Below are 26,564 nucleotides of genomic sequence, written 5' to 3'. Positions count from 1 at the left end.
CTTTAAAATTTGCATTAACTTAACAATGAAAAAACACAACTACAGCGCCGGACCATGTATTCTTCCTCAAGAAGTATTTGAAAAATCAGCACAAGCCATTTTAAATTTTAATAATTCCGATTTATCTATTTTAGAAATATCTCATAGAAGTAAAGATTTTGTTGCCGTTATGGACGAAGCAAGAGCTTTAGTTTTAGAACTTTTAGGATTGGAAGGAAAAGGATATCAAGCTTTATTTTTAGCTGGTGGAGCCAGTTTAGAATTCTTGATGGTTCCTTATAATTTAATGAAAACGGATGGAAAAGCAGCCTATTTAGATACTGGAACTTGGGCTAGTAATGCGATAAAAGAAGCCAAACATTTTGGAGAAACTCTAATCGTAGGTTCATCTAAAGAGCAAAATTACAATCACATTCCAAAAGGTTATTCAATTCCTGAGGATGCTTCCTATTTTCATTGTACAAGCAACAACACCATTTTTGGAACGCAAATGAAATCGTTTCCAATAACAAATGTTCCTGTAGTTTGCGATATGAGTTCTGATATTTTTTCAAGAACTTTAGATTTTTCAAAATTTGATTTGATTTATGCTGGAGCTCAAAAAAATATGGGCCCTGCTGGAGCAACTCTGGTAGTTGTAAAAGAAGAAATTTTAGGAAAATCTGGAAGATCTATTCCAAGTATGTTGGATTATGAAAAACATATCAAAGCAGAAAGTATGTACAATACGCCACCTGTTTTTCCTATTTATGCATCGCTTTTAACTTTACAATGGTTGAAAAACCTTGGAGGAATTGCTGCAATTGAAAAAATTAATGAAGCCAAAGCCAACTTATTATACTCAGAAATCGACAGAAATCCATTATTTAAAGGAACTGCAGCCGTTGAAGATAGAAGTATCATGAACGCCACGTTTTTATTAAATGATGAAAACCACGCACCTATTTTTGACAAAATGTGGAAAGAAGCAGGAATTTCAGGATTGCCTGGACATCGTTCTGTTGGAGGTTATCGTGCTTCAATGTACAATGCTTTGCCGTTAGAAAGCGTTCAAGTTTTGGTTGATGTAATGAAAAATTTGGAATCACAAGTTTAAGTTTCATGCATGGATTTCAATTTCAAAGAAGATTATATTTTAGAAAATGATGTAGTGCGTTTGCAACCATTACAAGCTTCTGATTATGAAAAATTAGTTGCATTTTCTATAAACGAACCCGATCTTTGGAGTTTCAATGCAAATGCAGCAGATTCACCAGAAAATTTGAAGATTTACATTGAAAAAGCATTATCTCAAAAGGAAAAATTAATTGAATATCCATTCATTGTTTTTGACAAGGTAAATCAAAAATATGCTGGATGCACAAGATTTTATGCAATAAGCCTTGAGTTCAAGTTTTTAGAAATTGGTTACACTTGTTGGTACGGAAAAGAGTTTCAAGGAACTAAATTAAATAAAAATTGTAAGTACTTACTTTTAGAGTTCGCATTTGAAAAAATGAAAATGGAGCGAGTTGCATTTGCTGCAAATAGTAAAAACGAAAGAAGTATAAATGCAATGAAAAGCATAGGTTGTGTTGTTGAAGGCATCTCGAGAAATATAAGTACTGATGCTTTTGGAAATAGAATTGATGCTATTAGATTAAGCATAATAAAAAATGAATGGTTTGATTCGGTCAAACAAAATTTAAAAAATAGAATATAAATTATAAATGAGTTTTAAATTTTAAACTCATAAACCCTTAAAATCATAAACTCAAATTATGAAAGTATTAGCTAACGACGGAATTTCAAAAAGCGGAATCAAAGCTTTAGAAAAAGGTGGATTTGAAGTAATTACTACCAAAGTAGCTCAAGAACAAGTTGCCAATTTCATCAATTCGAATAATGTTGATGTAATTTTAGTGAGAAGCGCAACCAAAGTTCGAAAAGATATTATCGACGCCTGTCCAAATTTAAAAATCATTGGTCGTGGTGGCGTTGGAATGGACAATATTGATGTAGAATATGCGCGTTCCAAAGGAATTCACGTTATCAATACGCCAGCATCTTCATCTGAAAGTGTGGCAGAATTAGTATTTGCACACTTATTTACTGGAGTTCGTTTCTTACATGATTCTAACAGAAATATGCCTCTTGAAGGTGATACTAATTTTGAAGGTTTGAAAAAAGCTTACGCAAATGGTATCGAACTTCGTGGCAAAACATTAGGAATTATCGGTTTTGGACGAATTGGTCAAGCGGTTGCAAAAATGGCACTTGGACTTGGAATGAAAGTAATTGCTGCAGATAAATTTTTAAGCAATGCCGAAATAAGAGTTGATTTTTACACTGGCCAATTCATTAATGTTGATATTATTACAGAACCATTAGAAGATTTGTTCAAACATTCTGATTTTATTACACTTCACGTTCCTGCGCAAGAAGGTTATGTAATTGATGCCGATGAAATTGCACAAATGAAAGACAATGTAGGAATAGTAAATTGTGCTCGTGGTGGCGTGATTAATGAAGTTGCTTTAATTGAAGCTTTAGAAAGTGATAAAGTTCTTTTTGCAGGATTAGACGTTTTTGAAAAAGAACCAACGCCAGAAATTCAAATTTTGATGCATCCAAGGATTTCATTAACGCCACATATTGGAGCTGCAACTCTAGAAGCGCAAGATAGAATTGGAACCGAATTAGCCGAACAAATTATTGGTCTATTAAAGAAGTAATCAACTTCAAAAAAAATAGAATCCAAATCTAAATTTTACTTCAGATTTGGATTTTTTTGTAGAATAAATTTGACGTTTTATATATTTGCTTTTAAACTTTTATACCTTTGTTAAAACTAAAAACAAAAAACTATGTTTGAACAACTTACAGAATTAGTAAAACAATTTGGTGGTGATGCAGTAGTAAACAATCCTGCAGTGCCAAACGAACAAAATGAAGCCGTAATGGAAGAAGCTGGAGGTTCAATCCTTTCTGGTTTAAAAGATATGGTTGCTAGTGGAAATGTTGGTGATTTAGCAGGATTACTTTCTGGTAAAACTCCAATTGATATGAACAATCCAGTAGTTCAAGAATTAACAGGAAAAGTAACAGGAAACCTTGGAGAAAAATTCGGTTTATCTTCAGAAGCTGCTGGAAGTGTAGCTGGTGGTTTAATTCCTCAAATATTAGGTGGATTGATCAATAAAGCTAAAGATCCAAACCAACCTGGATTTAATATTACAGATTTGATTAGCTCAATTTCAGGTGGAAATGGTGGTGGATTGATGGATGCTGTTACTAAATACGGTGGTCAATTTGGTTTAGACCAAGATGGTGACGGACAAGTTGGAATGAGTGACGCAATTTCTGCTGTGACTAAAAAATCTGGTGGACTTGGAGGTTTATTAGGAAAACTTTTTGGAAAATAATTTAAAGAAATTCTTTTCAATAATAACCATCACTTTTACAGTGGTGGTTTTTTTATGGCTAAATGTGAGAATCATGTAATCATTATCCTCATTTTTGTAACATAAAAGCTTGAATTTCTTCTCAATTTTGTTGTTGATATTAATTATAACATTAATAATAAAACAATGAAATCATCAAAAAAACTAGGAATTTGGATGGATCATTCTAATGCCTATTTAATCGAATTTCCTTCAGAGGTAAAAGAAACCAAAACCATAACTTCCGATTTTACTTATGAAGATAAGGTAGAAACTTTAAAACGAAGTGAAAATGAAATGCATAACAAAGAGCAGCAAAAACATACAACTTTTTACAAAAATATTGCTGCTGAAATTGAAAAATATGATGAAGTCCTTCTATTTGGTCCAACGGATGCAAAAGCAGAATTATTCAATATTTTAAAATCTGATTCAAAATACAGCAAAGTCAAAATTAAAGTCAAAAATGCTGATAAAATGAGTGATATAGAGCAACATCATTTCATTAGAGATTATTTCAACCGTTTAGAATTCAAAATGTAAATTAAGCCAAATGAAAGATACTCAAAAAAAAGACCATGAGAAATTAGATGAATTTCCTGGTTATCCTCATTATCCTGCCAATGAAGATATTTATAACCAACTTGAAAAAAAAATTGATATTGATCCAGAAGATATTACTATAAAGAAATCGATTATAGAAATTGATAACACAAATGAATTTAACGAGAAAGATTTTGATGAAGATCAGACTGGTGAAGATTTAGACATTCCAGGAACTGAACTTGATGACGAGCAAGAAGAAGTTGGTAGCGAAGATGAAGAAAACAACTATTAGAGCATTGGTGGTGACAATCATAACGATTTAGACGAAGATAAAGGATAATAATTATGAAAAAAATAAAGCTAAAATAAAGATATCAATATTATTTTGTCAAGAGAAGAATAATTTCACCAAATAAAATAATGTTTGGTACTAGCAAATTACATTTATATTTTATGGCTTGAAAAGAGTATCTCAGTTATTGAGGTACTTTTTTTTGTTAAAACAGTTATAAATCAAATCACAATAGATTGAATTTTAGTAACTTTATAAAAAATATATTGTGAAAAATCTAATTTACTTTTTTGTAATACTTGTTTTTATAATTGGATGTTCTTCAACAAATAAGTCTATTTCAAAAACTAATGAGAATTCAACAAAAGCATCCGACACTATTCGTATTGCTAATGATTCCTTAGAATATGAAGTAATAATTATTGATGGTGGATTTACTTCGTGGTTGAATAGTATTGCAAAACCAAGAGGTTTTTACACAGAAAATTATCTAGAAACTAGAAATAAGGTTTATGTTTCTGAATGGAATCGAAGAGTACTTTTACCTCAGCAATACAATCCAAATTTATACGAAATGCAAATCAATTATGATTATTATACCAAATATGGTTACGAAGTAAACTACTTGATTTATAATTATTTCATTTATTTTCAAATAACATACAAACAACAACTCGCCGGATTTGTACCACGTCCATAAATTGAGTAAATTTGCACTTTATTTTAGAAAATGGGAAGCTTTAAAGAACGTTGGAACATTACATCAGATTGGCAAGTAGTTGTTATACTTGTTGTATTTGCAGTTACAGGTTCTACTTCGGCACTTATTGCAAAACCCATTTTAGCCCTTTTCGGAATTACAAAAGAAAGTGTTTCCTTGTGGCTTTATTATCCTTTATACATTGTGATGATTTTTCCTGTTTACCAAGTTCTTTTGGTAAGTTTCGGATTCTTGTTCGGTCAATTCAAATTCTTTTGGGCTTTTGAAAAGAAAATGCTTCGAAGCATGAAACTTGGATTTATCGCCGATTTTTTTGAGAAATAAAAAAAGGAACTATTGAAGTTCCTTTAAATTATTATCCTCTTGATTTTTAATCACATAAGTGTAAATCCATGTCAGCGTAAATGTTGGAATAAAATCACTAAAAGGTAAAATCTCTTCTAAAAACTCGATTATACCACCCACTTTACCAATGGAACCTTTGTACATATAAGATAACATAAAAGCGGCTAATGGTGCCCAAATAGTATCTGCAAATTCTCCGAAAAACGGAACCAAATACGTTAACATACCAACTAAATCAAGAAAAATACCTAAAAATAAATTTCTTTGTTTGTTACTTAAGTTGGTCAATGCATCCGATTGTAATATCATTTCTAATTTAATTTATAATTTGGAAATGATATTACAAATCTAATGCCAAACTATTTAGGCTGATTAATCATGTTGAAAAAGTCGTTTCTGTTTTCTTTTTCATTAAAAATTCCACCGTATTGAATCGTTGAAGTGTAACTCGATTCGTCTTTAATTCCTCGACTTGATACACACAAATGCGTTGCTTCCATTACTACAATAACATTGTCAGTTTCTAGAACAGTTTTCAATTCATTGTAAATCTGCATAATCAAGCGCTCTTGAACTTGCGGACGACGAGAATAATAATCTACTATCCTATTCAATTTTGACAATCCTATAACTTTTCCACTAGATACATAGCCAATGTGAGCTTTTCCAACTATTGGTAAAAAATGGTGCTCGCAAGTTGAGTTGAAACTAATATTAGCTTCGACCAACATCTTGTCATAATTATAACTGTTGTCAAAAACCGATATTTTTGGTTTGTTCGCTGGATTCAATCCAGAAAATATTTCTTGAATAAACATTTTAGCAACTCTATGAGGTGTTCCTTGAAGACTATCATCAGTCATGTCTAATCCCATTTCTTCCATGATGATATGGAAATGCTTTTCTATGGTTTGCATTTTGTCAGCATCCGATTTGTCAAATGCATCAGGACGCAAAGGAGTTTCTGCTGATGTCATCTGATGATTATCGCCAATCAATTCGTAAATTTCTTTTTCAATTAATGTGTTCATGGCTATTTTATTTTGGGTTTATTTTGTTTAACAAATTTACGATAATTTTAAACAAAAAGTTTTCTTTAACTTTTATTTATTATTTATTCAACGATAAAAAAAATCTATATCACTCATTTTTTATAAAATACTTTGTTACTTTGTGAAAAATTGAAGCATGATTACAGCCAGAAATATTCACAAGTTTTATGATAGTTTACAAGTCTTAAAAGGTGTTGATTTACATATAAAAAAAGGTGAAATTGTATCTATTGTAGGTGCATCTGGTGCTGGAAAAACAACGCTATTGCAAATCCTTGGAACGTTAGACAAACCTTCTTTAGAAAATGGAACTTCATTAACCATAAATGAGGAAGACATTTTAAAAATGAACGATAAATTATTATCAAAATTCAGAAACCAACATTTGGGATTTATTTTTCAGTTCCATCAACTATTACCTGAATTTACAGCTTTAGAAAATGTATGTATTCCTGCATTTATTGGTGGAAAAGAAAAAAAAGAAACCGAAACAGAAGCAAAAAGATTATTAGAATACTTAGGATTATCTCACAGAATTGATCACAAACCCAACGAACTTTCTGGCGGTGAACAACAAAGAGTTGCAGTTGCAAGAGCTTTAATTAACAAACCAGCCGTTATTTTTGCCGATGAACCTTCAGGAAATTTAGATACAGCTTCGGCAGAAAATTTACATCAATTGTTTTTCAAACTTCGTGATGAATTTGGACAAACCTTCGTAATTGTAACCCACAACGAAGAATTAGCCAACATGGCAGACCGAAAACTGGTGATGGTTGATGGATTGATATCAAAATAAAATTTATGGTTCTAATACTTCTATCATGGATTTATATTCTCTTCACCACAATCAATCTTGGTTTTGGTTTTGATAGATGTATTGGATTGAAAAATAAAAATTTCGCGATTACTTCCATTTTAGGATTGTTTTCTGTTACAATTCTTGCTAGCATTTGGGCAATTTTTGGTAGAATCAATATTGAATTTCATGGAGTTATCTTAATTCTAAATCTTTTACTTTTTTTTAAATTCCAAAAGGAGATTATTGAAAAGTATAAAGTATTTTGGAGCGAACTACAATCACTATCAAAAACGCTGCAACTCTTTTTATTCACAATTACTTTAATGATTGTTGCTCAATGCAGCTCCATTCCGTATGTTATTGATAATGAATCTTATTACATTCAAACCATCAAATGGATTAACGAATACGGTTTTGTAAAAGGAATTGTGAATTTGCATTTTTTTCTTGGTCAAACAAGCGGTTGGCATATTACACAAAGTGTTTTTAATTTTTCATTTCTGTATTCCAATTTCAATGATTTAAGTGGGTTTATTTTGTTATTAGGAACTATTTTTTCCGTTCAAAAACTTCAAGAATTTTATCAAAATAAAAACTCCAACTATCTTTTGATAGGATTATTTCCGATAACGAGTATTTTTCTTTTTCAATTTATTAGCGCGCCATCGCCTGATATTCCGGTTTATGTTTTGTCATTTATCATCTTTTTTTACTTTTTAGAAAATTTCAAAAAATGTACAGTTGAAGTATTTAATCTGATTGTAATTCTGATACTTTTTACACTTTACATTAAAAATACCACTTTAACTTTTGTACTAATTCCAATTGTTTTATTAGCTCAAAACTTCAAAATTCTTTCTAAAAACTTATCAAAATCGTTTATACTAGCAACTATTGTTTTGATACTTTTTATAACGAAAAACATGATTATTTGTGGTTCGCCAGTTTTTCCATCCAAATTATTTTCATCCTTAACAATGGATTATGCGATTCCTGATAGAATTGAAAGTTTCTATTACGACCAATTAAAATATTACGGATACTTTGTCGATTTGCAACAATACAATTCTATGTCGGCTTTAGATTTATTTTTAAGATGGCTATCGCTTCCAAAACTAAATGGATTGTTCAATAAATTGAGTGTTTTACTCATAATAATTACACCAATTTTTATCTATAAATTTCAAAACAAGAAAGCCGTTTGGATACTTTATATTTTGATGGTTTTGCAATTAATCATCCTTTTCGCAACATCGCCTCAATATCGATTTTTCATGAATTTTATCTTATTCTTTTCGCTGTTTTGCTTCATTTGTTTGTTTCAAAATAAAAGAATAATTAATGCTGTTTTATTGCTTTCGTTAGTTCCAACGCTACTAATTCTATTTCTTCCTGTCAATTTAAATCGTTTTTCAAATTACAAATTCATGATGGAACTCAGTAATTTTTCAACTAAAAACATAGTTTTTCCTCATGAAAACACCAAAAACAACACCACATTTGAAGTCATTCAATTAGGAAATTTAAAATACAACTCTCCTATCCAAAACGACTTCTTTTGGGCAAGCGGAAACGGAGCACTTCCTTGCGTAAATAAAGACCAAATCGCTTATTTCAAAAAATACTTTTATATCATTCCACAACAAAGAAGCAAAGATTTAAAAGACGGATTTTATGCCAAAAAAATCAACAAAAATGACTAATTCCGAATTAAAATCCTTCCTTGAAGAGAAAGTAGAATTATACAACAATCCGAAGTTTATTGAAAGCGATCCAATACAAATTCCGCATGCTTTTTCTTTGAAAGAAGACATTGAAATTGCAGGATTTTTATCAGCAACAATTGCTTGGGGAAACCGTAAAATGATAATCAATAATGCAAAAAAAATGATGGATTTCATGGGAAATTCACCATACGATTTTGTACTAAACCATCAAGATTACCAGCTCGAAAAATTAGAGAATTTCGTTCATCGCACTTTCAATGGTGGCGATATGATTACGTTTGTCAAAGGATTACAAAATATTTACACCAATCATAATGGTTTGGAAGCTGTTTTCTCAAAAAACATTGAGAAAGATTCCATGCAAAAAAGTATTTCCGAATTTAAGAAAGTGTTCTTCGAAATCAATCATCAAAATCGTACTCAAAAACACATTTCTGATCCTTTAAATAATTCGGCAGCAAAAAGAATCAATATGTTTCTTCGTTGGATGGTTCGAAACGATAAAAAAGGAGTTGATTTTGGAATTTGGAAAACCATTCCAACATCAGCATTGTCTTGTCCGCTTGACGTTCATTCAGGAAATGTGGCTCGAAAATTAGAATTACTTTCAAGAAAACAAAACGACGCAAAAGCACTTTCAGAATTAGACACCAACCTCAGAAAATTAGACCCAAATGATCCTGTAAAATATGATTTTGCATTATTTGGTTTGGGAGTTTTCGAGAAGTTTTGACATTGATAAATCCTAATTTTTAATTCGTAATTCGTAATTTTTTATCTATTTTTGTCCAAATAATAACACAACAACACAACTATGCTTATCATCGGAATTGCAGGCGGAACAGGTTCAGGAAAAACAACTGTTGTTCACCAAATTATGAACGAACTTCCAGAAACTGAAGTCGGAATTATTTCTCAAGACTCTTACTACAAACAAAATGTAGGCATGAGTTATGAAGAAAGAAGCAACATCAATTTTGACCATCCACGTGCTATCGATTTTGAACTTTTAGTACAACATTTAAAAGAGTTAAAAGCCGGAAAAACCATCGATCAACCTGTTTATTCTTTCGTAACGCACAACAGAACCGACGATACTATTTCAACACATCCCAGAAAAGTAATGATTGTAGAAGGAATTCTTATCCTAACCAATCCAGAACTTCGCGAGATGTTTGATGTAAAAGTTTTCGTTCACGCCGATTCAGACGAACGCTTAATTCGTCGTCTAAAACGTGATATTGCAGAGCGTGGTCGTGATATGGAAGAAGTTTTAAACCGTTACCAAACTACGCTAAAACCAATGCACCAACAGTTCATCGAACCAACAAAAGCATTTGCAGACATCATTATTCCAAACGATAAATACAATACCGTTGCCATTGATGTAGTTCGTGCCGTTATCAACCAACGCTTGACCTAATTTTACACCAAAAACAAATGAAAAATTGGTTCCAAAACCTTATTAGTGATTTTCCTTTTCTTAAATTTTTAGGAAGCAAATACACTTTGGTTTCCTTATTTTTCATCGTTTGGATGCTTTTTCTTGACAACTATTCTTATATGGATAGTCGTGTTTTAGATAAAGAAATCAACGAATTAGAAGACAATAAAAGATACTACCAAGAAGAAATCGCCAAAGACAAACAAAGCATTAAAAACTTAAACAATCCTGGCCAAACCGAAAAATATGCTCGCGAGAAATACTACATGAAAAAAGACAGCGAAGACATATACATCATTGACATCGAAGAAGATAGAATTAAAGACAGTTTAGAAGGAGCGAAACAGTAGGCATTTCTATTATGGTAATTCCTGCTTTACGTTCTACTTCGTGCCACTGCAATCAGGGCTAGATTGTGAACTTTAAACTAGATATCACGATTTTAAAGAAACTCATTCTAAAAAACAAATTTATCATTTATCATTATTAGAATTTAACCATCGAAAAAGTATATACCTATTTTGCAAAAAATCAAATTTAAATCTTCAAAAAAAGATAATTTTTGACTAAATTTGAAGTATCAAAAAGCAAAATACTTGTGAGCACAAATAAACCACTTTTTACAGATTTTGAAAGCGTAAGTTCCAAACAATGGAAACAGCAAATTCAATACGAACTCAAAGGCGCCGATTATAACGAAACACTAGTTTGGGAAAGCCCAGAAGGCATCAAAGTAAAACCATTTTATCACAATGATGAAGTGGAAGAAACAGATTCTAAAATTTCAATAAATTCTCCAGAAAAAGCCTTTGAAATTCTTCAAAACATATTCGTTCACGACGTAAAAAAATCTAACGAACGTGCGTTAGACACACTTACTCGTGGAGCAGAAAGCATTCGTTTCACGATAGAAAACGACACAATTTCTATTGCAGATTTGATGCAAAATCTTCCTTTAGAAAAAACAACTTATTATTTTTATTTACCATTTCTATCGGTAGATTTCGCAACTCAAGTAAGTGAATATGCTGCTAAAAATCATGCAAAATTCGTTATGCAAATTGATCCAATTGGTCAACTTACTAAAGACGGAAATTGGTTTGAAAACCTAGAAAGTGATTTTGAAAAACTAAATACTATTGCAAGTTCATCAGCAATTAATTATCTAAATATTAGTTCGGGAATTTACCAAAATGCTGGAGCGAATATGGTGCAACAATTAGCTTACACTTTGGCTCATGCCAATGAATATTTCAATAGAATTCCAGCATTAAAACATCCCATAACAATTGAAGTCGCAGTTGGAACCAACTACTTTTTTGAAATTGCAAAACTTAGAGCTTTACGACTTTTATTCAACACTTTAGCTAAAGAATATCATCATAATTTTGATTGTAACATCATTGTAACACCAACTCGCAGAAACAAAACCATCTACGATTACAATGTAAACATGCTAAGAACTACAACCGAATGCATGTCGGCAATTCTTGGTGGAGCTAATGTTGTAGCGAATTTACCTTACGATGCATTGTATCATAAAGACAACGAATTTGGCGATAGAATTGCTAGAAACCAACTTTTAGTTTTAAAACACGAAAGTTATTTTGATAAAGTAAATAATCCTGCCGATGGCGCTTATTATATTGAAAATTTAACGCAACAATTAGCCGAAAAAGCATTAGAATTATTCAAAGACATTGAAAAAAATGGTGGTTTGATAACCCAATTAATCGAAGGAACTATTCAACGAAAAATCAGCGAAAGTGCCAATAAAGAGCAAGAGTTGTTCGACAACGGCAAAGAAATTTTATTAGGAACCAATAAATATCCAAACAAAAACGATAGCATGAAAAACGATTTGGAATTGTATCCTTTTGTAAAACAAAATCCTCGCAAAACGCTCATCACTCCTATCATTGAAAAAAGATTGGCAGAGAAATTAGAGCAAGAGCGATTAGCATCTGAATAATTGATAACTTTAACAAAAAAGAAACTATGGAAGCGATAAGACAATTTGTAAAAGTGAAAGATCAAAAAGTAAACATTACTTTACCTGACGATTTTATCGCAGATGAAGTTGAAGTAATCATTTTGGCAAAAAATGATATTAGTTATCACCTTTCAGAAGAACAAATAGAACTTTTAGATAACAGATTAAACGAACCTGAATCAGAATACATAACATCTACAGAATCGTTAAATCTATTAAAAAAGAAATATGGGTTTTAGAGTTATTGTTTCTAAAAAAGCACAAAAAGAGATTGAAAATGCAGTAGCATATTATGCCGAAATTAATTTAAAACTTGCTTTAAGATTTTACAACGAATTATCTGAAACTTACAAAAAACTAGAAATAAATCCTGATTATCAAATAAGACACAAAAATTATAGAGCAATTCCATTAAAAGTATTTCCTTTTTTATTGTTCTATGTTTATGATGAAAATAGTGAACTAATTAAAATTCTTTCTTGCTTTCATACATCAAAAAACATAAAAAAATATCCTAAATAGTTTTAGAAACTATGAGAAAAAATATACAACACATCACTTTGGAAAATTCCAAAAAGGAAACTCCAAATAACAATACTACAACTTTTCACACTGCTGAAAATATTGAAGTTAAACCAACCTACACTAAAGAAGACATTGAAAATTTGGAACATATTGGTTTTGGAGCAGGATTTGCACCAAATCTTCGCGGACCTTATGCTACCATGTACGTTCGTCGTCCTTGGACTATTCGACAATATGCAGGATTTTCAACTGCTGAAGAAAGTAATGCTTTCTACAGAAGAAATCTTGCTGCTGGACAAAAAGGACTTTCTGTGGCGTTTGATTTAGCCACACATAGAGGTTACGATTCTGACCACGAACGCGTTTTTGGAGACGTTGGAAAAGCTGGAGTTGCCATTGATTCTGTGGAAGATATGAAAATTCTTTTCGATCAAATTCCATTGGGTGAAATGTCGGTTTCTATGACTATGAATGGTGCTGTTTTACCAATTATGGCATTTTACATTGTTGCTGCCGAAGAACAAGGTGTTGCTCCTGAATTACTTTCAGGAACGATTCAAAATGATATTTTGAAGGAGTTTATGGTTAGAAACACCTACATCTATCCACCAACGCCTTCGATGAAAATCATTGCTGATATTTTTGAATATACGAGCAAGAAAATGCCAAAATTTAACTCGATTTCAATTTCGGGTTATCACATGCAAGAAGCTGGAGCAACTGCAGATATTGAGTTGGCCTACACTTTAGCTGATGGTTTAGAATATATTAGAACAGGTTTAGCAACCGGAATGAAAATCGATGAGTTCGCTCCTCGCCTATCTTTTTTCTGGGCAATTGGAATGAACCATTTTATGGAAATTGCCAAAATGCGTGCCGGAAGAATGTTGTGGGCAAAATTGCTAAAACAATTCCATCCACAAGATGAAAAGTCATTGGCTTTGAGAACGCATTGTCAAACATCAGGTTGGAGTTTAACCGAGCAAGATCCTTTTAATAATGTGGCTAGAACTGCTATTGAAGCAGCAGCAGCAGCATTTGGCGGAACTCAGTCGTTGCACACTAACGCATTGGACGAAGCAATTGCTTTACCAACCGATTTCTCTGCTAGAATTGCCAGAAACACCCAAATATTTTTACAAGAAGAAACCAAAATCTGTAAAACTGTTGATCCTTGGGCAGGAAGTTATTATGTAGAAAGTTTGACCAACGAAATTGCACAAAACGCTTGGAAACTTATTGAAGAAGTAGAAGAATTAGGAGGAATGACGAAAGCCATCGAAGCTGGAATTCCGAAATTGCGTATTGAAGAAGCTGCGGCAAGAAAACAAGCAAGAATCGACAGCAGTCAAGATATTATTGTTGGTGTAAATAAATTTAGATTAGAAAAAGAAGATCCATTACAGATTTTAGATGTAGATAACGATATGGTGCGCAAGCAACAAATTGAGCGTTTGACACAAATAAAAGCCACTCGCAATAACACCAAAGTTGCCGAATGTTTAGCAAAATTAACTGCTGCTGCAAAGACTTCAACGGAAAATACAACAGATTCTGATAGTCATCAGAATAACAATTTATTATCTTTGGCAGTAGAAGCTGCAAGAAACAGAGCAACATTAGGAGAAATTAGTGATGCTTTGGAAGCAGTTTTCGGAAGATATAAAGCACAAATTAGAAGTTTTAGCGGCGTGTATAGTAAAGAAATAAAAAACGACGAAAGTTTTGAAAAAGCAAAACAACTAGCCGATGCCTTCGCCAAAAAAGAAGGTCGTCGTCCTAGAATTATGATTGCTAAAATGGGACAAGACGGACACGATCGTGGTGCGAAAGTAGTTGCCACAGGTTATGCCGACGTAGGTTTTGACGTGGACATTGGACCATTATTTCAAACACCTCAAGAAGCTGCGAAACAAGCAGTAGAAAACGATGTTCACATTCTTGGAGTTTCTTCTCTTGCAGCTGGACACAAAACGTTAGTGCCACAAGTTATTGAAGAACTAAAAAAATACGGACGCGAAGATATTATGGTAATTGTTGGTGGCGTAATTCCTGCACAAGATTACCAATTCCTTTTTGATGCTGGAGCGGTTGCCGTTTTTGGTCCTGGAACTAAAATTAGTGAAGCTGCTATTAGTATTTTGGAGGTTTTGTTGGAAGAATAAACGCATTCTTGTCGTTCCAACAAAGGAAGAATTATATATAATATTACTAAACACTGACTGAAGAGTTGGTGTTTTTTATGTTTAAAACTTTACAAAAACTAGAAGAATGTATCAAAACACAAATTTGTAGATTAACATAGTAATTGAGAAAATAACACTAAGAATAAGTATTAAAAAAAATTATATGATTCCTATAAAATAAAAATTTCTCAATCTGATGTTGACAATTATAAAATATTTCAGAATCATTAAAAATAAATATTCAGAGCTAGAAGAACATAATGAGCGTAAAATATCTATTGAAAGTATAAATAAAAGTATTGTAAATTATATAAGATTTTAGTTTCTTTGTTTTATGAATTTTGAATCAGAATTTTTTAATCGCGTTGAATTATTAATCAGTAGCATAGGTGTTATTTTAGGATTTTCATTTAGCATTCAACTACTTTTAAAAAAAAATAAAAACTTAAAAGCAAATTTCTTTTTATCCCTATATTTTCTGGTATTAAGCCTTCGTGCAACAAAAGCAATATTTCATAATTATTATGAAATGACGAATTCTTTTTTAGCCTTTTTTTTATGCTTGTTTTTATTAATTGGACCCTGTGTATGGTTTTATGTTAAGCATCAAATTTCTAATAGTAGAACCATAAAAAGAATTGAATATTATTTGCATTTTACTCCTTTTTGTTTAATAACTATTTATAGTGTTTTTATTTCAAACAATAATTTTACTCAAACAAATGTTTTTTATTTAGGTTTATTTTTTCATGGTTTGATTTATTGTTTTTATAGTTTATACTGGTTGCTAAATACCCAAAGCGAAGAAATTGATATGCAAAGGGAAGAAACAATTAAAAAGTGGTTACTTTTTTTTATACTATCAACTGCTTTACAATTCATTAATTCTATTCTCATCTTTTTTGAAGTATTGCCTTTTTATCCTAGTAGTACATTCTTATTTTCTTTTTTAATTGTTTTAATGGCTATTGTAGGTTACAGAAATTTGTGGTTGTTTGAAGATAAAAAAGTTAAATATTCTAATTCAACTTTAGATAGTACTTTTACAAAGGAGTGTTTAATACGACTCCACCAATTTATGGAAAAAGATAAGTTATATTTAGATCCAGAATTAACTTTAGTAAAATTAGCAGAAAAAATAGGCATATCTTCAAAGCAGTTGTCTCAAATTATCAATCAAATAGAGCATACAAACTATTCTCAATATATTGCAAAGTATCGAGTTGAAGAAGCTAAAAAATATTTAGAAAACCCAGATTATAATAATTATAAAATTTCAGCTATTGCCTATGAAAGTGGTTTTAATAGTATGTCTTCTTTTAATGCAACTTTCAAAAAAATCACAAAAATAACAGCAATTGATTATCGAGAATTATTTATAAAAAAATAGGAATTGTATATGATTTTTGTATGCCAGAATCATGATTTTGGTAATCTAGCACAATAATTTAATCGAATTTTGCCCAAAACTTTTAAATTATCCACATGTCTAAGATTTTAGTATTATTCATCATTATCCAATTTATTCATTTTTTTTGCACTTTTAAATTGTATGTAAAAGCAGGTAGAAAATCTTGGGAAGCATTACTGCCAATTTATAATGCTTATATATTAATGCAAATTATTAATAGGCCAAGATGGTGGGTGTTTTTATTTTTCATACCTGTTATAAATTTAATTCTTTTACCTGTTGTTTGGGTTGAAACTATTAGGAGTTTTGGCAAAAATAGTTTGAGTGACACCTTGTTAGTAGTTTTTTCTTTTGGGTTTTATATTGCCTATTTGAATTATAACTCTGATCAATTAGAATATATAGTAGATAGAAACATAAAACCAAAGCACGGAATTGGTGAAACAGTTAGTTCTCTATTATTTGCAGTCATTGTTGCTACTTTTGTTCATACTTATTTTATTCAACCTTTCACAATTCCAACTTCATCTTTAGAAAAGTCATTATTAGTAGGAGATTATTTGTTTGTAAGTAAGTTTCATTATGGAGCAAGAATTCCAATGACTACTGTTGCATTACCAATGGTGCATGATTCAATTCCATTACTTAAAAAGAAATCATACATATTTGATGATGAATTTTCAAAAAAAGAATCTTCATTATTGAATCTATTTCAAATACCCTATATGCGATTGCCAGGTCTTCAAAAGATTGAACGGAATGATATTGTAGTATTTAATCAACCAGCAGATACGTTATTAGATATGAATAATTTTAATCCTGATAGAAATTATTATAAACCAATAGATAAAAAAACAAACTTGGTAAAACGCTGTGTTGGAATTTCTGGAGATACTTTAGAAGTTAGAAATGGTTATGTATTTATTAATGGTAAACTATCAAAGCTTTCCGATAGAGTTAGATTGCAGTTTTCTTATACTATTAAATTTAAAATTCAATTTTCTTCGTATGAGTCTGCGACAAATCTTCTCAAATCATATGATATAACTGATGGAATATCGTATGATCCTAAAACTGGAGATTATTTTGTTCAAGCAACAGAAGAAGCTGCAAATAAAGCTAGAGAAAACCCTTATATAGAAAGTCTTGTATTGCGAAAAGAGAAAAAAGCAAATAGAGATTTTAAAATATTTCCACATGCTGCAAATTATAATTGGAATGTTGATTTTTTTGGACCAATTTATATTCCAGAAAAAGGAAAGACAATTACTATCAATACTGATATTCTGCCACTTTATAAACGATTAATTACAGAATATGAAGGTCATCAATTAGTTGTGAAAGGTCATCAAATTTTTATTGATGGTAATCTTACTACAACTTACACTTTTAAACAAAATTATTTTTGGATGATGGGTGATAATAGAGACAACTCAAGAGATTCAAGATATTGGGGTTTTGTTCCTTTTGATCATGTGGTTGGTAAGCCAGTTTTTATTTGGTTTAGTTGGAACACTAATGGAAAAGGAATTCACAAAATCAGATGGGAAAGGATGTTTACAACTGTTGGAGGTAATGGAGAAAGAGTGTCTTATTTGGGTTACTTTATTTTGGCTTTAATTATTTATACACTTTACAATAAATATAAAAAAAGAAGACTTAAATTCTGTAAATAAAACATATTTTAAAGATACCAAATACGACAATATTTACCACTTCAATTATTCCGAAAATCAATATTATTTAAAATTCACAAAAAAATCTACAACAGATGAATTGCATTTTTTTGTCAATCATCCAAAAATAAATTCCAACATTCTAATGTGTCCAAAAGAGGAATTAATAAAACTTGAATTAATTAAATAATTGAGTTCAAAATTTTATTAAATCTAACTTAAAAAAAGCCACAAATACTGTGGTTTTTTTCTATTTCCTAGGATTCAACAATCCGAAGATGATTATGGCACCAAATACTACGTAGCCAATATATCCGTACCATTTGTGATGTATGTCATTCATCATTTCATCTACTTTTCCTTGAATCGGCATGGGTAAATATTTATAATTTGGAAAAGCTCTTTTGCATTCTGAACAATCTACTTTAGCCGTTTTTCCATATACAAATGGAAACAATTTTAAAATAAATATCTTAGAATAAACCGAAGCTGTCAAAGAATTTGGTGCTTGACACTCGGGACAATTGGCATTTCTTATTTTATCACCTTTTATTAATTTTTCTACAGAACCTATCATATTTTATAGTGTTATCCTTTACTATATTTAACTTTGAATAAAGCTACAAAAAACAATATTACAATTAAAAAAAACAGCGCTAAAATTACAAAACATCCTAAAGAATGCCATATTGGCCGCTTGGTTTCATTCAAAATTGTCTTTCTCTGAACTGCTTCTGAAAGCGTTGGACTTAAATACTGTCCGTCATAAATCTTTTGACAATACAAACACTGTACTTCTAATGAACTTCCTACAGGAATAATTGGAACAAAAAAGACATGAAAATAGCTTCCATACTTAGTCACCATCATATTATTGTCCTTATGACAATTCGGACATTCACACGTGTCTAATAAATCTCTAACTAATAAATTGCGTTTAATTCCAAATAGAAAAATCATAAATCAATTATTATTTTTCCAAATATAAAATTTTATTCCTAAACCCAAACCTCATTTTTAACCTTGATTTTCTCTGCTAATTTTAGAATGTCTGACAAAACTCCTCTTGCAGTTACCGCTTTTCCTGCACCAGCTCCTTGAATTACTATTGGAATTTCACCATACGATTTAGTATAAATTTCAATAAGGTTATCTGCTCCTTTCAATTGACCTAATGCAGTAGCTTTGGGAACCGAAACTAGTTTTACTTCCAATTGGTTTTTCTCTAAATCCAATTCACCAACGTAACGCAACACGTGATTGTCGGATTGTGTGATTTTGGCAATATTAAAGGGTTTATCAAATAGCGATTTGTTAATTGCATATTGCGCTTTGGAATGTTTTTCATTCAATTCTGGCAACAATAATGAAGCTACTTTTATATCTGACAGTTCTACTTTTTGCTCTAATTCACGAGCTAAAATCAATAATTTTCTAGCCACATCGTTACCTGACAAATCTTCTCTTGAGTCGGGTTCGGTTAATCCGAGTTTTTCGGCATCTACTAAAATCTTTGAAAAAGGCTCATTTTCTGATGAAAACCTGTTAAAAATATAACTCAACGAACCAGAAAATACGCCTCTAATCTTAGTAATTTTCTCACCAGAATAATACAAATCTCTAATGGTTTGAATCACTGGCAGACCTGCTCCAACATTGGTTTCATACAAAAAAGATTTATCAAACTTCTTAGCTATTCTTCTCAAATCGTTATAAAAATCTAAATGTTGTGTATTCGCTTTTTTATTGGCAGCCACAATATTAAATCCGTTTTGAAGTAAAGGAATGTAATTTTTTAAAATATCAGAACTTGCTGTTGCATCAACTGCAATTAAATTTTCTAATTCAAGTTCTTTTACATAATCAATAATATCTTCTACTTTGAATGGAATTGCCGATTGCGCAAAATTGGCTTCCCACTGGTTTTTAACTCCATCTTTTTCAAAAAAAGCTAAAGTTGAATTGGTAATTATTGGAAAGCGCAATTCGATATTTTTCTTTTCTAAAAAGAATTTCTGACTTTCTAAAACTTGATTCACTAAGGTACTTCCTACGTTTCCGATTCCGAAAAGGACTATATTAATTCTAAGCGTTGACATAATTTTGTTGTTTTTGTTTGTTAAAAATAGGTTTCAAAAATTGTTCTAATTGGGCATATTCTATTAAAAAAGCATCATGACCGTGAATGGATTCAATTTCATGATAGTGAACATTGTCTTTTACAGATTTTAGTGCTTCAAAATCTTTTCGATTTTCGTCAGCAATAAAAAAATAATCGGTATCGACTGCAACGATATGAATATTGGCCTGAATCGAATTTGCCACAGCTAAAAAATCGCCTCTGTTTCTAGTAATATCATTAGTTTTTAAAAGATGATTCATGAGTTTGTAAGCCGATAATCGAAAACGATTCTTCAGTTTGATTCCGTGATTTAACAACCAATTTTCAATTTGAAAAACCGCTAATCTATCGTTTTGAGCTCTTTTAAATCGTTGATTTATAGATTGTGGCGTTCGATACAAAAGCATAGCATGTAAACGAGCATCTGCAATAGGATCATCAGAATTATTCAAAATTTGATCTTGAATCAACACATTGGCAATTACCCAATCGGTGGCTTTCCAATCGGTTGCAATTGGAATAAGATTTTGAATTTTATTAGGTTGCAACACCGCCATTTCCCATGCAATTGCACCTCCAAGACTTCCGCCAATGACTGCAAAAACCTCTGAAATATCTAGAGAAAACAAACCTTCCCAAAAAATATTGGCAATATCACGAATGGTGAATTGTTTGTAATCTGAAATCAAGTTTCCGAAATTGTTATCAAAACCATTTCCTGGAATATTGAAAGCGATGATGGTAAAAGAATTAGTATCTATCGTTTTTCCTTCTCCTATCAAATCATTCCACCAACCGTTTTCACCAGAAACATTGGAGTTTCCTGTCAAAGCATGATTTACTACCACGACTGGAGCTTCACCAAAAGGTTGCCCAAATAATTGATAACTCAACGGAAGATAGGGTTTTGTACTTCCGTTTTCTAAAGTGAAATTAAAAACGTCTATTTTTTCTAACATTTTATATTTTTTAAACCATTAAGGAATTAAGAAAATTAAGATTTGGTGGATCTTTTTTAAAAAACTGCCTCCAACCGCGAAATCGGAGGCAGTTCAAAACAAACAAAAACCTAAATCAATTTTTCTACTGGAAGCTTTACAAAAACCGACTTTAAATCGGATTTCAAATCTTCAATATCTTCTAAACCTACCGACAAGCGAATCAAATCTTTAGTTACGCCAGTAGTAAGTTGTTGCTCTTCTGAAAGTTGCTGGTGTGTTGTACTTGCAGGATGAATAATCAATGATTTGGTGTCACCAATATTGGCTAGTAATGAAAATAACTTGGTTTCATCGGCTACTTTTTTGGCAGCGTCAAATCCTCCTTTTAATCCGAAGGTTACGATACCACTTTTACCTTCTGGCAAATATTTATCGGCTAAAGTTTTATATTTTGAAGTCGCTAATCCTGGATAATTCACCCAATCAACTTCGTCTTGAGCTTCCAACCATTGCGCTAAAGCCAAAGCATTTTCACTGTGTTTTTTAATTCGAATTTCTAAAGTTTCCAAACCTTGAATCGTTTGAAAAGCATTGAACGGACTTAAAGCAGCACCAAAATCACGCAATCCTTCAATTCTAACTTTAGCAATAAATGAGACAGCACCAAGAGCTTCATAATATTTTAATCCGTGATAACCTGCTGAAGGTTCGGTGAATTCTGGAAATTTTCCGTTGCTCCAATCAAAATTTCCTGCATCAATAATTACGCCTCCAAGAGAAGTTCCGTTGCCTGTGATGTATTTGGTAAGAGAGTGAATTACGATGTCTGCACCGTATTGAATTGGGTTAAGTAAATAAGGCGTTGCGACAGTATTATCAACAATAAATGGTACTTTGAAAGATTTTGCCTCGTTAGCAATAGCTTCCAAATCTAAGACGTCAAGTTTTGGATTTCCTAAACTTTCTGCAAAAAATACTCTGGTATTTTCTTGCGCCGCTTTGGTAAAGTTTTCAGGGTTTGATGGGTCAACAAATGTAGTTGTGATTCCGAGTCTTGGTAAAGTAACATTCAATAAATTGTAGGTTCCGCCATACAAGCTATTGGATGCTACAATGTGGTCGCCAGCTTTTAGTAATGTTAGAAAAGTGGTTGCAATTGCTGATGTTCCCGAAGCGGTAACCACTGCTCCTATTCCACCTTCTAGTTTTGCCAAACGTTGCTCCAAAATATCGTTGGTTGGGTTGTTTAATCTTGTGTAAATAAATCCTGCTTCGGCCAAGCCAAATAAATTGGCTGCATGTTGCGAATCATTAAAAACGTAAGATGTGGTTTGATAAATTGGAACAGCTCTAGTCCCTGCATTTTTTGTTACGTCGTGTCCTGCGTGTAAAGCGTTTGTTGCAAATTTTTGTGTGCTCATGATTTTGAATTTTAGATGTTAGATATTAAATTTTTTGATTTTACTTTTGATAAGAATCTGAAATGAATTCAGATTAAATAAAAAAAGTCCCTTTGGATGGCATACCAAAAGGACTTTTACACTAGAAATATATATTTCTTTTACGTTTTCCGTTTTTGGTAATAGCAAATGCCGATACAACACATCATCATGTGCATCATCATACAATTCATCATATTTTTTGCTATTACGTTCATTTTAGAATAATTATTTTTTGAAATTAGTTGAAATAAAAAAACCTCTGCAATTTGCAGAGGTTTGATTGTATATATTTTAAAAACTTAAAATTATGCAATAAATGTCCTCTGCGGAAACTTCCACATCATATGACACATATTGCAAATAATTAAATTCATTTTTTCTTCTTTTTGATGACGCAAACTTCTGAACTATTTTTCAATTGACCAAATGAAATTTGAAAATTTAACATTTGAAGAAGTAAAAACTGAATATATAATACTACGTATTATGTTTTTAAAAAGTTTTTTTATTTTAACATAAAAGTTAAAAAAAACAGCCTTGAATTACTCCAAAGCTGCTTTCACAATTAACCTCAACTAATTAACTAATCTATTGTAATTTCTGCTAAATTTTGGTTTTCTTTTACTTTTCCTAATTGGATTGTTTGCAATTTTCTTTCTATGCTACCATTTCCTTTTCTAGTGTAAACCTCAACCATTACAGTCGCTGGTCCATTTTCTGTTAATGCACTTTCACCAAAATAATTGGTTTTAATAATGTATTTTCCTTTTACAGCATTACGCAATAAATATTGCTCTGGTCCATAACCTTGGGTAAAATCTTTAGAAAATCTTGCACCTGCTTGTGTATCTCTGTGACCATAATAACATTCTTCACCTGTTGGTTCAATAATATGCAAATCGATATCAGTATCCATTTGATTCCAGTTTAAAATTATTCTAATTTCTATTGGCATTTTATCTAGATATTTTTTTTCTAATTTATCTGTTTTAATGCTTTTGTGTTCTTGCATCATGCGGTTTAAATCCATTAAAATAATATCTTCAACACCTGCATATTGTCCGCTCATTTCACCATAATAATTGACTTCCAATCCTTTTATCAATTCATCAAAAGCCGCTTGAAACTGTCCGTTATCTTCTAGAGTCAAAGCCAAATCACGATGTGCTTGTGGTTCTTGTTCTCTCCATACTGCAACTTGTTTAGCCGTATGCAATGCATCGTCATAAGCTTCCCATTGACGCAAAACATAAGTCAAGGATTTATACAATTGATGATTTTCTAATCCTAAATCGGCAATGGAACTAACAATTAATAATGCTGTTGTTTTATCTCCAGAATCATAAAAATGATTAGCTACATCAAAATAAAAACTCGGATTGGTTTCTTGACCTTCACGCAATTCCAAATACAAACCATATTTTTTATCTGCTGGAGCATTAGCCAAAGCTTTAAGATAAATTCTATCTGGATTCCATTTACTTATTTTAGTTCTATCATTGTTTACAAAACCATTTTGATACGTTCCATTTGATACAGAATTCGTTGCCCAAGATGCATTTCCTCTAATAGCAACATTGGTTTCGACTTGCAAACCAGATACTTTATCTGCTAAAGGATTTACTACATTAGTAGGGACAGCTTGTGTTAATTCTTTGACAGTTACAGCTTGTTGAGATAAAGTAATATCTGCTCTTTTTCTTGCAATTCCTGAACCTGAATCCTCACTTTTTATATCTTCTTCATCTTCTTCTCTTGAATCTCTCCTTACACCCACTGCTTGCACAACAACTTCATCTAGTTGAACATTAGATTCTCTCAATGTCACATCAATTCGTTTAGTATTCCCAACAGTTATAGTCATACTTTGCATGCCAACAAACTGATAAACAAGCACATCACCAACTTTAGCATCAATAGAATATTTTCCGTCAATATCTGTACTTACGCCTCTTGTTGTGCCTCTCACCATAACAACTGCACCAGGCAATGGACCTTGGTTATCGTAAACCAAACCTCTAACAAAACTTGGATTTATTCCAGTAAAACTGACATTTCTTGGAGGAGTTACCACAACTGGTTTTGGCTTAGGTATTTTCACTGGTTTAGGTTTAGAATACTTGGTATTATTATCCCACCACAATTTTAATGCTTCGTAATATTGAGCAACATTTTGCCAATTATTGTATTTTTTTGCCTCTGCATTGGCGATTTGCTGTTTCATCATTCTATCAAATTCAGGACGCAATTCAGCAGGTGGAACAATATCATATTGGATATAATCGAATAAATTTTCTAAAACAATAAGCGAAGTATTGTTGGTTACAATTCCGTATTTTTTGCCTAAAGTTTCAATCTCTTCTGCATTCTGTTTGTATTGGATTTCTAAGTTGGCAATTTTCTTCTGAGCCCATAATTTTTCTATACTAACATCTGTTGAAGCTTGAGTTGAAGCATTGATAACTATAGTTTTTTCTAAAGTCGGAGTGTCTCCATAACCAAACAATAAAACAACTTGATTTTGTTCTTTCAATGAAATTCCGGCTACGCTAAAACTTCCTGAAACTGGTGTTCCGACCATAGGATATAAGTCGGTTACCATGTAATTTTCTTTTACACCCAAAAATTTCAAACTTTGAAAAACCAATTTATCTAAAGCATCTTCAACTTTTAATTGATTCAAATTGATAAAACTACCACCAGTTTTTATAGCATTATAATTCAAAAAAGGATAATCAGAAGAAGGCAATGAAGTAATGGTATATACTGGTTTTTTAATTGCTGGCAAAACATTAGAACTCAATGAAGATAATCCATCAGTGAAGTACAAATACTCATCGTGAACCGGCAATTTTATTTTAGAAAAACGTGTTCCTCCATCGTATTTTACTTGCTTTAAAGCTGCATTCAATTCGTTCCAATCACCATTTTTAATTTGGTAAGTCGCTTTTTTATCAAAAGTATATCCTGAAAAATAAAGAGTAACTTCTACTGTATTCAATCCTTTAAAATAAGCATCTAATAAGGCTAATTCTTTTATTAAATCGCGTTTTCTACAACTTAAAGATACGTCCCAAATTAATCCGATTGAGTTTGGGTTTTTCTTTTTTATGTTGGCACCATCTAAAACCGTATTTGCATAAAAATAATGCTGTCCATCAACAGATTGAACGACAACACTAGGAATGTCTTGACGAATTGGAATAGAAATCAAGAGCTTGTCTTTAGGTTTGTAGTTATTTTTGGTCAACGAAGTTTGATAACTTTGATTCAAATTTTCTAAAGCTAAAACACCTTCATCATTCGTAACCGTTGGAGTAGCTGATGCTCCTAAAACTGCTACAGTCAATTCGAAAACATCTAATGCATAAGGATAACTACTCAACATTTGATATCCTAAATGGGTTGCATCTATACTACTTAATTCTTGTTCATAGCCAATAATCACAATTCGTTTTCCATTTGGTGGTAAAGGATAAATGCGTGTACGAAAATTATTTCCTTCTACTTTTTCCAACAATCCTGGATCTACACGACGGTGTTCTATGGCTTCAAAAACTTGCTTTCCTTTATTCTTATTCACTGGAACAGCTTCACGCATTTTACCGTTAATATCAATTGCATATCGCGAAACTGATACGCCTTCTGGCAAAGGAAACAACAGCTCTGCTTCCATCTGACGATTGGTTCCATTAAAAAAGTGCATCTCTGTAGTAGTATAGGCAATATTTCCAACGACTTTTACATTTACTTTTAACTGACTCAATCGCACCAACGACGAATCTTTACCTTTAACATTTAACTGTGGATTTTGAGCTTGAACCCAACTTCCAAAAAAGAAAAGCGAGATTAGAATTAGATTTTTCATGTAGATATTTATTTATTTTCTTTCAAAACGTGTTACAATGTTATAGAGT

At 31.6% G+C, this 26,564-nt stretch carries 27 protein-coding genes; 19 read left to right on the top strand and 8 right to left on the bottom strand.

Annotated elements, in window-relative coordinates; translation table 11 throughout:
- Positions 1 to 25: 25 nt before the first annotated feature.
- From serC to ACYU7A_RS09070, 8 genes are all read left to right on the top strand, one after another.
- Complete coding sequence (gene serC / locus ACYU7A_RS09105) at positions 26 to 1,096, top strand: 3-phosphoserine/phosphohydroxythreonine transaminase (protein ID WP_460575919.1); 1,071 nt, start codon at positions 26 to 28, stop codon at positions 1,094 to 1,096.
- A 9-nt stretch (positions 1,097 to 1,105) separates the two neighbouring features.
- Positions 1,106 to 1,702, top strand: coding sequence for a GNAT family N-acetyltransferase (locus ACYU7A_RS09100; RefSeq protein ID WP_460575918.1), 597 nt, complete (start codon positions 1,106 to 1,108; stop codon positions 1,700 to 1,702).
- Positions 1,703 to 1,760: 58 nt separating this feature from the next.
- A complete protein-coding gene (locus ACYU7A_RS09095; protein ID WP_298306678.1) occupies positions 1,761 to 2,714 on the top strand; it encodes a D-2-hydroxyacid dehydrogenase in 954 nt (317 codons plus the stop codon).
- Between the two features lie 132 nt (positions 2,715 to 2,846).
- On the top strand, positions 2,847 to 3,404 hold the full coding sequence (locus ACYU7A_RS09090; protein WP_460575917.1) for a hypothetical protein: 558 nt from the start codon (positions 2,847 to 2,849) through the stop codon (positions 3,402 to 3,404).
- A gap of 165 nt (positions 3,405 to 3,569) precedes the next feature.
- Positions 3,570 to 3,965 (top strand): hypothetical protein, encoded by a 396-nt coding sequence (locus tag ACYU7A_RS09085; protein WP_396145107.1) that lies wholly within the window; start codon positions 3,570 to 3,572, stop codon positions 3,963 to 3,965.
- Between the two features lie 10 nt (positions 3,966 to 3,975).
- On the top strand, positions 3,976 to 4,260 hold the full coding sequence (locus ACYU7A_RS09080; protein WP_460575915.1) for a hypothetical protein: 285 nt from the start codon (positions 3,976 to 3,978) through the stop codon (positions 4,258 to 4,260).
- A gap of 268 nt (positions 4,261 to 4,528) precedes the next feature.
- Positions 4,529 to 4,960: a DUF6146 family protein gene (locus tag ACYU7A_RS09075; protein ID WP_460575914.1), complete on the top strand. Its 432-nt coding sequence runs from the start codon at positions 4,529 to 4,531 to the stop codon at positions 4,958 to 4,960.
- Between the two features lie 30 nt (positions 4,961 to 4,990).
- Positions 4,991 to 5,305 carry a DUF6787 family protein gene (locus ACYU7A_RS09070; RefSeq protein ID WP_344815017.1) on the top strand — a complete coding sequence of 105 codons (315 nt, stop codon included), beginning with the start codon at positions 4,991 to 4,993 and terminating at the stop codon, positions 5,303 to 5,305.
- A gap of 9 nt (positions 5,306 to 5,314) precedes the next feature.
- Here ACYU7A_RS09070 and ACYU7A_RS09065 read toward each other — a convergent pair whose 3' ends face one another.
- Together ACYU7A_RS09065 and folE are read right to left on the bottom strand one after the other, a co-directional pair.
- On the bottom strand, positions 5,315 to 5,635 hold the full coding sequence (locus ACYU7A_RS09065) for a hypothetical protein (protein WP_460575913.1): 321 nt from the start codon (positions 5,633 to 5,635) through the stop codon (positions 5,315 to 5,317).
- A gap of 50 nt (positions 5,636 to 5,685) precedes the next feature.
- Positions 5,686 to 6,357: a GTP cyclohydrolase I FolE gene (gene folE, locus ACYU7A_RS09060; protein ID WP_298306666.1), complete on the bottom strand. Its 672-nt coding sequence runs from the start codon at positions 6,355 to 6,357 to the stop codon at positions 5,686 to 5,688.
- A gap of 157 nt (positions 6,358 to 6,514) precedes the next feature.
- On the opposite strand from folE, the gene ACYU7A_RS09055 reads away from it, so the two are divergent.
- The 11 genes from ACYU7A_RS09055 (at position 6,515) to lepB (ending at position 18,142) form a co-directional block, all read left to right on the top strand.
- Complete coding sequence (locus ACYU7A_RS09055) at positions 6,515 to 7,177, top strand: ABC transporter ATP-binding protein (RefSeq protein ID WP_460575911.1); 663 nt, start codon at positions 6,515 to 6,517, stop codon at positions 7,175 to 7,177.
- 5 nt (positions 7,178 to 7,182) lie between these two features.
- Positions 7,183 to 8,883 (top strand): LIC_10190 family membrane protein, encoded by a 1,701-nt coding sequence (locus tag ACYU7A_RS09050; RefSeq protein ID WP_460575910.1) that lies wholly within the window; start codon positions 7,183 to 7,185, stop codon positions 8,881 to 8,883.
- Positions 8,876 to 9,640, top strand: a complete 765-nt coding sequence (locus tag ACYU7A_RS09045; RefSeq protein ID WP_460575908.1) for a TIGR02757 family protein — start codon at positions 8,876 to 8,878, stop codon at positions 9,638 to 9,640. Before ACYU7A_RS09050 ends, ACYU7A_RS09045 begins: the two co-directional genes overlap by 8 nt.
- 81 nt (positions 9,641 to 9,721) lie before the next feature.
- Positions 9,722 to 10,330, top strand: a complete 609-nt coding sequence (gene udk, locus ACYU7A_RS09040; protein ID WP_460575907.1) for a uridine kinase — start codon at positions 9,722 to 9,724, stop codon at positions 10,328 to 10,330.
- A 17-nt stretch (positions 10,331 to 10,347) separates the two neighbouring features.
- Positions 10,348 to 10,701 carry an FtsB family cell division protein gene (locus ACYU7A_RS09035; protein WP_460575906.1) on the top strand — a complete coding sequence of 118 codons (354 nt, stop codon included), beginning with the start codon at positions 10,348 to 10,350 and terminating at the stop codon, positions 10,699 to 10,701.
- A 248-nt stretch (positions 10,702 to 10,949) separates the two neighbouring features.
- A complete protein-coding gene (locus ACYU7A_RS09030) occupies positions 10,950 to 12,323 on the top strand; it encodes a methylmalonyl-CoA mutase subunit beta (RefSeq protein WP_460575905.1) in 1,374 nt (457 codons plus the stop codon).
- Between the two features lie 26 nt (positions 12,324 to 12,349).
- Positions 12,350 to 12,583, top strand: a complete 234-nt coding sequence (locus ACYU7A_RS09025; RefSeq protein WP_460575903.1) for a hypothetical protein — start codon at positions 12,350 to 12,352, stop codon at positions 12,581 to 12,583.
- The gene (locus ACYU7A_RS09020; protein WP_460575902.1) at positions 12,573 to 12,866 is read left to right on the top strand and encodes a type II toxin-antitoxin system RelE/ParE family toxin; all 294 of its coding nucleotides are present in this window, start codon (positions 12,573 to 12,575) and stop codon (positions 12,864 to 12,866) included. The genes ACYU7A_RS09025 and ACYU7A_RS09020 overlap by 11 nt, the downstream gene beginning before the upstream one ends.
- Positions 12,867 to 12,877: 11 nt before the next feature.
- Positions 12,878 to 15,034, top strand: coding sequence for a methylmalonyl-CoA mutase (gene scpA, locus ACYU7A_RS09015; protein WP_460575901.1), 2,157 nt, complete (start codon positions 12,878 to 12,880; stop codon positions 15,032 to 15,034).
- Positions 15,035 to 15,389: 355 nt separating this feature from the next.
- Positions 15,390 to 16,445 carry a helix-turn-helix domain-containing protein gene (locus tag ACYU7A_RS09010; protein WP_460575899.1) on the top strand — a complete coding sequence of 352 codons (1,056 nt, stop codon included), beginning with the start codon at positions 15,390 to 15,392 and terminating at the stop codon, positions 16,443 to 16,445.
- Between the two features lie 95 nt (positions 16,446 to 16,540).
- Entirely contained in the window at positions 16,541 to 18,142 is a 1,602-nt protein-coding gene (gene lepB / locus ACYU7A_RS09005; protein WP_460575898.1) for a signal peptidase I, read from the top strand.
- A 250-nt stretch (positions 18,143 to 18,392) separates the two neighbouring features.
- Here lepB and ACYU7A_RS09000 read toward each other — a convergent pair whose 3' ends face one another.
- From ACYU7A_RS09000 to ACYU7A_RS08975, 6 genes are all read right to left on the bottom strand, one after another.
- Complete coding sequence (locus ACYU7A_RS09000) at positions 18,393 to 18,719, bottom strand: hypothetical protein (protein WP_460575896.1); 327 nt, start codon at positions 18,717 to 18,719, stop codon at positions 18,393 to 18,395.
- Positions 18,720 to 18,730: 11 nt separating this feature from the next.
- Positions 18,731 to 19,102, bottom strand: coding sequence for a zinc-ribbon domain-containing protein (locus ACYU7A_RS08995; RefSeq protein WP_460575894.1), 372 nt, complete (start codon positions 19,100 to 19,102; stop codon positions 18,731 to 18,733).
- A 38-nt stretch (positions 19,103 to 19,140) separates the two neighbouring features.
- Complete coding sequence (locus tag ACYU7A_RS08990; RefSeq protein ID WP_460575892.1) at positions 19,141 to 20,241, bottom strand: homoserine dehydrogenase family protein; 1,101 nt, start codon at positions 20,239 to 20,241, stop codon at positions 19,141 to 19,143.
- Positions 20,228 to 21,223, bottom strand: a complete 996-nt coding sequence (locus ACYU7A_RS08985; RefSeq protein ID WP_460575890.1) for an alpha/beta fold hydrolase — start codon at positions 21,221 to 21,223, stop codon at positions 20,228 to 20,230. Before ACYU7A_RS08985 ends, ACYU7A_RS08990 begins: the two co-directional genes overlap by 14 nt.
- A gap of 110 nt (positions 21,224 to 21,333) precedes the next feature.
- Positions 21,334 to 22,626, bottom strand: a complete 1,293-nt coding sequence (locus ACYU7A_RS08980; protein ID WP_460575888.1) for an O-acetylhomoserine aminocarboxypropyltransferase/cysteine synthase family protein — start codon at positions 22,624 to 22,626, stop codon at positions 21,334 to 21,336.
- A gap of 604 nt (positions 22,627 to 23,230) precedes the next feature.
- The gene (locus ACYU7A_RS08975) at positions 23,231 to 26,515 is read right to left on the bottom strand and encodes a VIT domain-containing protein (protein WP_460575886.1); all 3,285 of its coding nucleotides are present in this window, start codon (positions 26,513 to 26,515) and stop codon (positions 23,231 to 23,233) included.
- Positions 26,516 to 26,564: the final 49 nt, after the last annotated feature.

Source organism: Flavobacterium koreense (assembly GCF_054776075.1).
This window is presented reverse-complemented; position numbering and strand designations above follow the sequence as displayed.